At 49.2% G+C, this 825-nt stretch carries 1 protein-coding gene; it reads right to left on the reverse strand.

Features of this window, described 5'->3' with window-relative positions; genetic code table 11:
* Positions 1–766, reverse strand: a 766-nt coding sequence (locus tag R7Q48_RS26200; RefSeq protein WP_318133110.1) for a M20/M25/M40 family metallo-hydrolase, incomplete at its 3' end; no start/stop codon positions are given.
* Between the last annotated feature and the right edge of the window lie 59 nt (positions 767–825).

The following is an 825-nucleotide window of genomic DNA, read 5'->3' on the forward strand; positions in this document are numbered from 1 at the left end:
GCTTCTCTCCATTTAGAGAGCGAGCTTCAGCCACGATTTTAAGCTCTGGCATCACAATGTTGGTTGCCTGACCACCGTTGACCATGCCGATGTTCGCTGTGGTTTCTTCGTCGATGCGAAGCAGTTTCATTTGGTTGATTGCGTCTGCCGCAACCATGATCGCGCTGATGCCTTCTTCCGGCGCAAGACCTGCATGTGCAGGGCGGCCTTTGATGGTTGCGACGATCTTTTGTTGGCCCGGAGCAGCCGTTACGATAGTTCCAATTGGGCCACCTGTGTCCAGTACGATCGCTTCTGTTGAGGTTACGTGAGACATATCGAAGTATTCAGAACCGAACAGGCCACCTTCTTCATGTACAGTGAACGCCAATTCGAGCGTTTTGTGTTCTAGGTTTTCAGCTTGGATGCAGCGCACTGCTTCCATGATGGCAGCGATGCCCGATTTGTCGTCACCGCCAAGAATGGTGTTGCCTTTCGAGCGGATGATACCGTCTTCGATGATCGGCTCGATACCAATGCCCGGCGTTACCGTATCCATGTGACAGCTCATTAGGATTGAGCCTTCTTTTTTCCCTTCTAAACGTGCGTACACGTTGAAGCCATTAGAAATGTGTTCTGGTACAGGAAGCTTGTGAACCGTAAAGCCTAGTTCGCCCAGTTGCTCAGCCAGTGTTTCTGCAATTTGTTTTTCATTCATAGATTCGCTGTCGATACGAACCAGTTGGCAGAAATGTTCAACTAGACGTTCTTGATTAATTTGTGTCATTTGGGTGTCTCTTTCTTTTGGGGTCGAGGGCGATACCGAGAAACGATGTGAATTCGAAA

This window comes from Vibrio sp. 378 (assembly GCF_033339435.1).